Annotated in this window: 10 protein-coding genes; 2 read left to right on the forward strand and 8 right to left on the reverse strand. The window is 68.6% G+C overall.

What is annotated here, in order from left to right:
• Both VFV21_RS01955 and VFV21_RS01960 read right to left on the reverse strand, forming a co-directional pair.
• Complete coding sequence (locus tag VFV21_RS01955) at positions 1-567, reverse strand: hypothetical protein (protein WP_329667840.1); 567 nt, start codon at positions 565-567, stop codon at positions 1-3.
• On the reverse strand, positions 564-1,265 hold the full coding sequence (locus VFV21_RS01960) for an SURF1 family protein (protein WP_329667841.1): 702 nt from the start codon (positions 1,263-1,265) through the stop codon (positions 564-566). Before VFV21_RS01960 ends, VFV21_RS01955 begins: the two co-directional genes overlap by 4 nt.
• A 57-nt stretch (positions 1,266-1,322) precedes the next feature.
• Here VFV21_RS01960 and VFV21_RS01965 point away from each other — a divergent pair, with 57 nt between their 5' ends.
• Positions 1,323-1,529: a twin transmembrane helix small protein gene (locus tag VFV21_RS01965; protein WP_034210169.1), complete on the forward strand. Its 207-nt coding sequence runs from the start codon at positions 1,323-1,325 to the stop codon at positions 1,527-1,529.
• 122 nt (positions 1,530-1,651) lie between these two features.
• Here the strand turns inward: VFV21_RS01965 and VFV21_RS01970 are convergent, their stop codons facing one another.
• The 6 genes from VFV21_RS01970 to VFV21_RS01995 are packed head-to-tail and all read right to left on the reverse strand — an operon-like array spanning position 1,652 to position 6,383.
• The gene (locus VFV21_RS01970; protein ID WP_034210170.1) at positions 1,652-2,527 is read right to left on the reverse strand and encodes a cytochrome c oxidase subunit 3; all 876 of its coding nucleotides are present in this window, start codon (positions 2,525-2,527) and stop codon (positions 1,652-1,654) included.
• Between the two features lie 33 nt (positions 2,528-2,560).
• On the reverse strand, positions 2,561-3,166 hold the full coding sequence (locus tag VFV21_RS01975) for a cytochrome c oxidase assembly protein (RefSeq protein WP_034210172.1): 606 nt from the start codon (positions 3,164-3,166) through the stop codon (positions 2,561-2,563).
• Positions 3,163-3,291: a hypothetical protein gene (locus VFV21_RS01980; RefSeq protein WP_281174054.1), complete on the reverse strand. Its 129-nt coding sequence runs from the start codon at positions 3,289-3,291 to the stop codon at positions 3,163-3,165. Before VFV21_RS01980 ends, VFV21_RS01975 begins: the two co-directional genes overlap by 4 nt.
• 27 nt (positions 3,292-3,318) lie before the next feature.
• Positions 3,319-4,947, reverse strand: coding sequence for a cytochrome c oxidase subunit I (gene ctaD / locus VFV21_RS01985; protein WP_329667842.1), 1,629 nt, complete (start codon positions 4,945-4,947; stop codon positions 3,319-3,321).
• 26 nt (positions 4,948-4,973) lie between these two features.
• Positions 4,974-5,858 carry a cytochrome c oxidase subunit II gene (gene coxB / locus VFV21_RS01990; protein WP_034210175.1) on the reverse strand — a complete coding sequence of 295 codons (885 nt, stop codon included), beginning with the start codon at positions 5,856-5,858 and terminating at the stop codon, positions 4,974-4,976.
• A gap of 18 nt (positions 5,859-5,876) precedes the next feature.
• On the reverse strand, positions 5,877-6,383 hold the full coding sequence (locus VFV21_RS01995; protein WP_329667843.1) for a DUF2244 domain-containing protein: 507 nt from the start codon (positions 6,381-6,383) through the stop codon (positions 5,877-5,879).
• 182 nt (positions 6,384-6,565) lie between these two features.
• On the opposite strand from VFV21_RS01995, the gene putA reads away from it, so the two are divergent.
• On the forward strand, positions 6,566-9,021 hold a 2,456-nt coding region (putA, locus tag VFV21_RS02000), incomplete at its 3' end, for a bifunctional proline dehydrogenase/L-glutamate gamma-semialdehyde dehydrogenase PutA (protein WP_329667844.1).

Raw genomic sequence — 9,021 nt, forward strand, 5'->3', positions numbered from 1 at the left:
CTACTTCAACACACGTCCGAGGTCCTTGCGCAGGCCCGACGGGTTGAAGCCCGGGGCGTAGCGCAGGACCAGGTAACCATTGGGATCGGCGAGGTAGACCGGCAGCGCGTCGGCGCGGGCCTGGTCGGGCAGCTTGGCCTGCAGGGCGGCGCTGGGCTGCATCGGCACCAGGCCGCTGAACTCGGGCGCGCCGGGCGGCAGCGCGCCGAACCAGAGCACTTCGAGCTTCTCGGCGTGGCGGCCTTCCGAGTACCAGACGCGGTGCAGGGCGTTGAGCAGCTGCGTGCAGGGCTCGCCGCAGTCGGCCGGCGGCGCCACCACGATGTGCCAGTGGCGCTCGGCCGGCTGCCACTGCCACGGCCGGCCGTCGGCGCGCACCAGCGCGACATCGCGCAGGTCCGGGTACGGCGACAGCATCTCGCCGATGTTGCGGGTGCTGGTCGGCTTCCAGCCGCCGAAGAACAGCGCGGCCGCGACGCCGAAGCTGCCCAGGAACATCGCGGCGACCAGCAGCAGGGAGAGGCGCGAGCGGGTCTGGTTCGGCGTGCGTTGGTTTTCGGCGGTCATCGGCGTCGGCGCAGGTTGAGTACGATCAGGATCACGAGGGTGGCCAGCGCCAGTCCGAACCACTGGACGGCGTAGCCGCGGTGTTTTTCCGGCGGCAGGGTGTTGCCCAGCAGTTCCAGGTCGCGCGCGTGGCCCAGCGGAACCGCAGGATCCAGCCGCAGCACGCGCGCCGCCAGTGCCGGCGTGTCCGTCCACGCGGCGCTGACTTCGGCCGGGTCGAGCCGCGTCGCCAGCCAGGCGCCGTCCTGTTCGACCAGGCCCGGGCCAAGGCGCAGCCCGACCGAAGGCGGCGGCACCAGCAGGCCCGCCAGCGCGTGCTCGCCTTCGGGGCAGGCCACCGACGGAAGACGCCGATCCGGCGCCACCGGCAGCCAACCCAGGTCCACCAGCAGCGGCGTGCCGCCCTCCACCGGCGCGGCCGCGCAGTACAGGCGCATGCCCACCTGCTGGCCACGGCGCTGATTGTCCAGCCACAGGCGCGGCGTCGCCGTGAAGCGCGCGCGGCCCGCGACCTTGTCGATGCCCGCCGGCGCGGCCAGGGCCTCGGCCAGCCCGCGCGGCGGCCCCGCCAGGGCGGCCTCGGCGGCGGCCAGCTGCCCGCGCTTGATGCCTTCGCGCGAGAGCTGCCAGCGGCCCAGCTGGGCGAAGCCGAGCGCAAGGCACAGGCCGAGAACGCTGAGGACCAGGCGGCGGTTCACGCGGTTCGCGCTCCGCGGGCGGATAATGCGGGCTTCCCCAGACACCGGGCGGTCGTCGTGCAGAAACTCCTCATCATCGCTGTCCTGATCGTGATCCTCTGGAACCTTGGCGCGGGCCTGTATTACATGATGGTCGACAAGGGCAAGACCGACCGCACCGTGAAGTCGCTGACCTGGCGCATCGGCCTGTCGGTGGGGCTGATCCTGCTGGTCATCGCCGGCATCTTCACCGGCGTGATCAAGCCGCACGGCGTCGGCGGCTGAGCTTCGCTGGTGGCTAAAGAACCTGTGGGAGGGACTTCAGTCCCGATGCCTTTCGCCGAAAAGCATCGGGACTGAAGTCCCTCCCACAGGGAGTACGGGGGACCGCAGTCCCCCGCGGTGCGTCAGAGCACGTAGACGAACAGGAACAGGCCGAGCCAGACCACGTCCACGAAGTGCCAGTACCAGGCCACGGCCTCGAAGGCGAAGTGGTGGTCCTTGCTGAAGTGGCCCTTCAGGCAGCGCAGCCAGATGATGGCCAGCATCAGCGTGCCCAGGAACACGTGCATGCCGTGGAAGCCGGTGAGCATGAAGAAGGTGGAACCGTAGATGCCCGAACCCAGGGTGAGGTTCAGGTCACGGTAGGCGTGGATGTACTCCTCCGCCTGGTAGAACAGGAAGATCGAGCCCAGCAGCACGGTGGCGCCCAGCCAGACCAGCAGCGAGGTGCGCTTGCCGGCCTTGAGCGCGTGGTGCGCGATGGTGATGGTGACGCCGGACGCCAGCAGGATCAGGGTGTTGATCAGCGGCAGGCCCCAGGCCGGGATGGTCTGGAAGGCGCCGCCCAGCTGCTCCGGGCCGGCGGTCGGCCAGCCGGCGACGTAGCCTTCCCAGAGGAACTGGTTGGTCAGGGCGCCGTCGCCCTCGCCCGAGAGCCACGGCAGCGCGAACTGGCGGGCGTAGAACAGGGCGCCGAAGAAGGCCGCGAAGAACATGATCTCCGAGAAGATGAACCACATCATGCCCATGCGGAACGACGCGTCGACCTTGTCGTTGTACTTGCCCGCCAGCGATTCGCTGATCACGTTGCCGAACCAGCCGAACAGCACCGCCATCGTCGCCACCAGGCCGACGAAGAACACCGGCTGGCCCCAGGCCTGGCCGTTGAGCCAGTTGGCGACGCCGATCATGGTGATGAACAGCGTGATCGAGCCAACGAAGGGCCACGGGCTGTGGTGCGGGACGTAGTAGATGTTCGGATCGTCGTGGGTCTGTGCCATGGGATTCCCCGGTATTCCTGTAAGGCGGTTGGATCAGGGCGCGCTGCGGGCGGCGGCCGGCGCGGTGCCGGCCTCGCCCACGAGGCGCGCCGTGGCCGGCTCGTTGCTGAAGAAAGTGTAGGACAAGGTGATGGTGCTGATGTGCTCCGGCAGGTCGGGATCGACCACGAAGCGCACCGGCATCAGGCGTTCCTCGCCGGCGTGCAGCAGCTGCTCGGTGAAGCAGAAGCACTCGGTCTTGTTGAAAAAGGTGGACGCCGTGGACGGCGCCACCGACGGCGCGGCGTTGCCGACAATGGCGTGGTCGGCCGTGTTGCGGGCGATGTAGTTCGCCTCGTAGGTGCGGCCCGGGTGCACCTGCATGCTCAGCACCTGCGGCTTGAAGGCCCAGGGCAGCTTGGAGTTCACGGTGCCGTCGAACTCGACCGTGATGGTGCGGGTTTCATCCACCACCAGGCCGGCCACGTGCTGTTCGCCGGCCGGGCCCTGTTCGAGCTTGATGCCGAACACCTTCTCGCAGGCGATGCGGTACAGCGGCACCAGCGAGAAGGCGCCGACGAAGGACAGCGCCGACACCATCGCGATGGTGCGCAGGCTGGACTTGACCGACGGGCGGGACGCGCGGCCTTCGGCGCTCATGGCAGCATCACCGAGAGCAGGAAGGCCGCGTAGATGCCGACCGCGACCAGGCCGATCGCCCACGCGGTGAGGCGCGTGCCGCGGCGGCGCTTCTCCAGGTCGGACTTGTCGGTGGGCTGGGTCATGGCGGTCTCGGGCTCAGGCGGGCGACGTCAGTGGGTGACGTCGCCGTGGGCCAGGTCGCCGTCCTTGATGACCGGCGGCACGGTGAAGGTGTGGTGCGGCGCCGGCGAGGCGACGGTCCACTCCAGGCCCTTGGCGCCTTCCCACGAACGCGCCTCGGCCTTGACGCCGCCACGCGCGGCCTTCCAGACGATGTAGGCGAACAGCAGCTGGCTGATGCCGAAACCGAAGCCACCGATGGTGGACCACTGGTTGAAGTCGGCGAAGGCCACGTTGTAGTCCGGGACGCGGCGCTGCATGCCGGCCAGGCCCAGGAAGTGCTGCGGGAAGAACAACAGGTTCACGAAGAACGTGGACAGCCAGAAGTGCCACTTGCCCAGGGTCTCGTTGTACATGTGGCCGGTCCACTTCGGCAGCCAGTAGTACACGCCGGCCATGATGCCGAACACGGCGCCGGTCACCAGCACGTAGTGGAAGTGCGCCACCACGAAGTAGGTGTCGTGGTACTGGAAGTCGGCCGGGACGATGGCCAGCATCAGGCCCGAGAAGCCGCCGATGGTGAACATGATCACGAAGCCGAGCGCGAACAGCATCGGCGTCTCGAAGGTCATCGAGCCGCGCCACATGGTGGTGGCCCAGTTGAACACCTTCACGCCGGTCGGGATGGCGATCAGCATCGTGGCGTACATGAAGTACAGCTCGCCGCCGAGCGGCATGCCCACGGTGAACATGTGGTGGGCCCAGACGATGAACGACAGGAAGGCGATCGACGCGGTGGCGTACACCATGGCCTGGTAGCCGAACAGCGGCTTGCGGGCGAAGGTCGGGATGATCTCCGAAACGATGCCGAAGGCCGGCAGGATCATGATGTAGACCTCGGGGTGCCCGAAGAACCAGAAGATGTGCTGGTACATCACCGGGTCACCGCCGCCGGCGGCGTTGAAGAAGCTGGTGTCGAAGAACTTGTCGGTCAGCAGCATGGTGACCGCGCCCGCCAGCACCGGCATCACGGCGATCAGCAGGAAGGCGGTGATCAGCCAGGTCCAGACGAACACCGGCATCTTCAGCAGGTCCACGCCCGGGGCGCGCATGTTGAGGATGGTGGCGATGATGTTGATCGCACCCATGATCGAGCTGATGCCCATCAGGTGGATGGCGAAGATGGTGAACGCGGTGCTGGAGCCGCCCTGCAGCGACAGCGGCGGGTACAGGGTCCAGCCGCCGGCCGGGGCGCCGCCGCCGATGCCGAAGAAGTACAGGAACAGCGGCATCAGCAGCAGGGTGAAGGCGAACGGCATGATCCAGAAGGACCAGTTGTTCATGCGCGGCAGCGCCATGTCGGGCGCGCCGATCATCAGCGGGATCATCCAGTTGGCCAGGCCCACGAAGGCGGGCATGACGGCGCCGAAGATCATCACCAGCGCATGCATGGTGGTCATCTGGTTGAAGAACTCCGGCTCGACCAGCTGCAGGCCGGGCTGGAAGAGTTCGGCGCGGATGACGAGCGCCATCGAACCGCCGATGAAGAACATCACCAGCGAGAACACCAGGTACAGGGTACCGATGTCCTTGTGGTTGGTGGAGTAGAACCAGCGCTGGAAGAAGCTCTGCTTGTGCTCGCCGTGGTGGTCGGCGTGGGCGACGTCGTGGTTAGCCATGATTCTGTGCCTCTCTCGGGTTCTGCTCAGCCCTCGCCGCCCGCGTCAGCGGGGGCGGTGGCAGCGATGCGGGCGGCTTCGGCGAGGTCGCCGGACTTCTGGGCGGACAGCCAGGCCTCGTACTCGGCGCGCGGGACGGCCTTGACCACGATCGGCATGAAGCCGTGGTCCTTGCCGCACAGCTCGGCGCAGACGCCGCGGTAGGTGCCGGGCTCGCGGATTTCCGTCCAGGCCTCGTTGATGATTCCCGGGATCGCGTCCTGCTTCCAGCCCAGGGCCGGCACCCACCAGGCGTGGATGACGTCGTCGGCGGTGATCACGAAGCGGATCTTGGTTTCGGTCGGCAGCACCAGCACGCGGTCGACTTCGCGCAGGTAGTGCGGCGCGGTCTCGGCGGTCGGGCGCTCGCCGCTCTGGCGGATGCGGTCGGACTCGCGGTCGAGGCGGGAGATGAAGTTCACGTCCTCGCCGACGATCTCGTAGCGCCACATCCACTGGTAGCCGGTGACCTTGACGGTCATCTCGTGGCCCTTGGTCTCGTACTGCTCCATCACCTTGACGGTGGCCGGCCAGGCCATGACCACCAGGATCAGCACCGGCACCACGGTCCAGATGACCTCGAGCTTGGTCGAGTGGGTGAAGCCGGTGTCGGGCACCGCACCCTTGGACTTGCGGAACTTGAACATCGCATAGCCCATCGCGCCGAACACGATCAGGCCGATGCCAATGCAGATGTACAGCATCAGCATGTGCATCTCGTAGGCGTTTTCCGCGGTGCGGGTGACGCCCTCGGGCATGTTGAGCTGCCAGCGGACCGGCTCGCTGGCCCAGGCCAGGGTGCTGGCCAGGCCGGCGGCGAGGCCGACGGTGATCCGGGTGACCCCGGACCGGGTGGCGCGCGCTGCTTTCATCGCTGCATTCATCCGAACTTACCCCAACGTATGATTTTCGTTCCGGCCACGGCCCGAGGCCGACGCCAGTAATCCTTCCAACTGCACGGCGAGGTCGCGGCGCTCCTCGTTGGAGAGGAATGCCCCGACCTCCACCTGCCGGCCCTGCGAGCCCAGCAAAACCCGTTCCCGACCCTCGCCACCGTCGACCGACAGCCGCACCCAGTAGGGATGCGCCCGGAAGGCCGGCTCGGCCTGCGCGGAGCGCCGGACTTCGAGCTGGCGCTCGTCGAGCGCGATCTCTTCGTACCGGTCGCCCTGCCGCCACACCCATCGCAACACCGCTGCGATGAAGGCCGCGTCCAGCAGCGCGAACACCGGGGCGAACACGTTGCCCTGCGCGAAGGCGTAGCCCGCCACCCCGAAGGTGGCCAGCGACAAGGACGCGAACAGCCCGGCGAACTGGCCCGCACTCAGCGCGCGCCTCGGGCGGAGCACCAAACGGGCTCCGGGACCTGACGGCAGCGCTGCGACGAGCTCGATCACGCGGGAGGCCTGCGACCAGCTTCGGAAAACCCGCGAATTTTACCGGCCCACGCGCAGGCCCGGCAAGCCAAATCGGCCCCGGGACCGCCAGCTTCGTGAAGGACGCCCGCTTCCGCGCCCCCCGCGGGGGCACTAGAATCCGCGTTCTCGCGCACACCCGCGCCGCCCCGCCCTGGACCCCCGTGACCCCGATCCTGAGCCCCGAACTGCCCGGCCCGCCGTCGGAACTGCGCGCCCGGATCACCGCCGCCTACCACCGCGACGAGGCCGAGCACCTGGCCGGCCTGCTGGACCAGGCCCGGCTGCCGCCCGCCGAACAGGCGCAGGTGCAGGCCACCGCCGTCGCCCTGGTGCAGCGCACCCGGGTGCGCGCCGCCGACCCGGGCATGGTCGAGGCCTTCATGCGCCAATACGACCTCTCCAGCGAGGAAGGCGTGCTGCTGATGTGCGTGGCCGAGGCCCTGCTGCGCATCCCCGACCGCGCCACCGCCGACAAGCTCATCCGCGACAAGCTGGGCGATGCCGACTGGGACCGCCACATGGGCCAGTCGAGCTCGGTGCTGGTGAACGCCTCCACCTGGGGCCTGATGCTGACCGGCCGCATGGTGAACCTGGCCGACGAGACCCGCCGCAACGCCATCGGCGCCTTCCGCCGCCTGGTGGGCCGGGCCGGCGAGCCGGCCATCCGCCTCGCGGTGCGCCAGGCGATGCGGATCATGGGCCACCAGTTCGTCATGGGCCGCACCATTGCCGAGGCGCTGGAGCGCAGCCGCAAGGGCGAGCAGGCCAAGTACCTGTATTCGTTCGACATGTTGGGCGAGGCCGCGTTCACGCAGGCCGATGCCGACCGCTATTTCGCCGCCTACCGCGACGCCATCGGCGCGATCGGCGCCGGCGGGCCGTATCCGGATGTGTTCGCGGCCCCGTCTATTTCCGTGAAGCTCTCGGCCCTGCACCCGCGCTACGAGCTGGCCAAGCGCGCCCGCGTGCGGGCCGAGCTGACGCCGCGCGTGCTGGAGCTGGCGCGGCTGGCGAAGTCGCACGGCATCGGCTTCACCATCGACGCCGAGGAATCGGAGCGGCTGGAGCTGAGCCTGGACGTGATCGGCGGCGCCTTCACCGACCCGTCGCTGGACGGCTGGGAGGGCTACGGCCTGGCCGTGCAGGCCTACCAGAAGCGAGCGCCGTTCGTGATCGACTACCTGGCCGACCTGGCCCGCAAGACCGGCCGCCGCATGCCGATGCGGCTGGTGAAGGGCGCGTACTGGGATTCCGAGGTCAAGAAAGCGCAGGCCGAAGGGTATGCGGGGTATCCGGTGTTCACGCGCAAGGCCAATACCGACGTGAGCTACCTGGCGTGTGCGCGGCGGATGATCGCGGCTTCGGATGCGGTTTATCCGATGTTTGCTACGCATAATGCGCAGACGATTGCGGCGATTCATCATTACGCCAAGGGCGCACCCTCTCCCCAACCCCTCTCCCTGGGAGGGAGAGGGGCTCAAGTGCGCTACGAGTTCCAGAAGCTGCATGGGATGGGCGACGACCTGTATGCCGAGGTGATTCCGGCGGACAAGTTGGGCGTGCCCTGCCGTGTTTATGCGCCGGTGGGGTCGCACGAGGACCTGCTGCCTTACCTGGTGCGGCGCCTGCTTGAGAACGGCGCCAACTCCAGCTTCGTCAACCGCATCGCCGACGAGACGCTGCCGCCCGAGGACCTGGTCGCCGACCCGGTGGCCCAGGTGGACGCGCTCGCCAGCAAGCCGCACCCGCGCATTCCCGCGCCGACCGATCTCTACCGCTCGCAGGGCGAAGACAGGAACAACTCCATGGGCGCCAATCTCGCCAACGACGACACCCTGGCCACGCTGGCCAGCCAGATCAATGCGGCGCTGAAGTCGTGGGCGGCGGGGCCACTGGTGCCGGGCGTTGAGGCATCGGGACTGAAGTCCCTCCCACAGGCGGTGACGAACCCGGCGGATCGCCGCGAGAAGATCGGCCAGTGGACCGGCGCCGATGCCGCCACCGTCGAGAAGGCGCTGGCCAATGCCGTCGCCGCGCAGGATGGCTGGGACCGCCTGCCGGCCGCCAGCCGCGCCACCATCCTCGAGCACGCCGCCAACCTGATGGAGCAGCGCATGCCGGAATTCCTGGCGCTGTGCGTCAAGGAAGCCGGCAAGTCGATGTCGGCCTCGGTGGCCGAGGTGCGCGAGGCGGTGGATTTCCTGCGCTACTACGCGCTGCAGGCGCGCAAGCTGTTCGGCGCGCCCGAGAAGCTGCCGGGCCCGACCGGTGAATCCAACGAGCTGTGGCTGCACGGCCGCGGCGTGTTCGTGTGCATCAGCCCGTGGAACTTCCCGCTGGCCATTTACGTGGGCCAGGTGGCCGCGGCGCTGGCCGCCGGCAACAGCGTCATCGCCAAGCCGGCCGAACAGACCAACCTGATCGGCCATGCGGCGGTGAAGCTGCTGCACGAGGCCGGCGTGCCGGAAGGCGTGGTGCAGTTCCTGCCCGGCGACGGCGCCACGGTCGGCGCGGCTCTGACCAAGGACCCGCGCGTGGCCGGCGTGGCCTTCACCGGCTCGACCGAGACCGCCCGCGCGATCAACCGCGCGATGGCCGCGCGCGACGCCGCGATCGG

Origin of the sequence: Arenimonas sp., assembly GCF_036275555.1 — a bacterium.
Classification (GTDB): Bacteria; Pseudomonadota; Gammaproteobacteria; order Xanthomonadales; family Xanthomonadaceae; genus Arenimonas.

Coding starts and splice junctions, on each gene's coding strand:
- coxB (WP_034210175.1), bottom strand. CDS start 5,858: ATGAAAGCAGCGCGCGCCACCCGGTCCGGGGTCACCCGGATCACCGTC.
- VFV21_RS01975 (WP_034210172.1), bottom strand. CDS start 3,166: ATGAGCGCCGAAGGCCGCGCGTCCCGCCCGTCGGTCAAGTCCAGCCTG.
- VFV21_RS01980 (WP_281174054.1), bottom strand. CDS start 3,291: ATGACCCAGCCCACCGACAAGTCCGACCTGGAGAAGCGCCGCCGCGGC.
- VFV21_RS01955 (WP_329667840.1), bottom strand. CDS start 567: ATGACCGCCGAAAACCAACGCACGCCGAACCAGACCCGCTCGCGCCTC.
- ctaD (WP_329667842.1), bottom strand. CDS start 4,947: ATGGCTAACCACGACGTCGCCCACGCCGACCACCACGGCGAGCACAAG.
- VFV21_RS01970 (WP_034210170.1), bottom strand. CDS start 2,527: ATGGCACAGACCCACGACGATCCGAACATCTACTACGTCCCGCACCAC.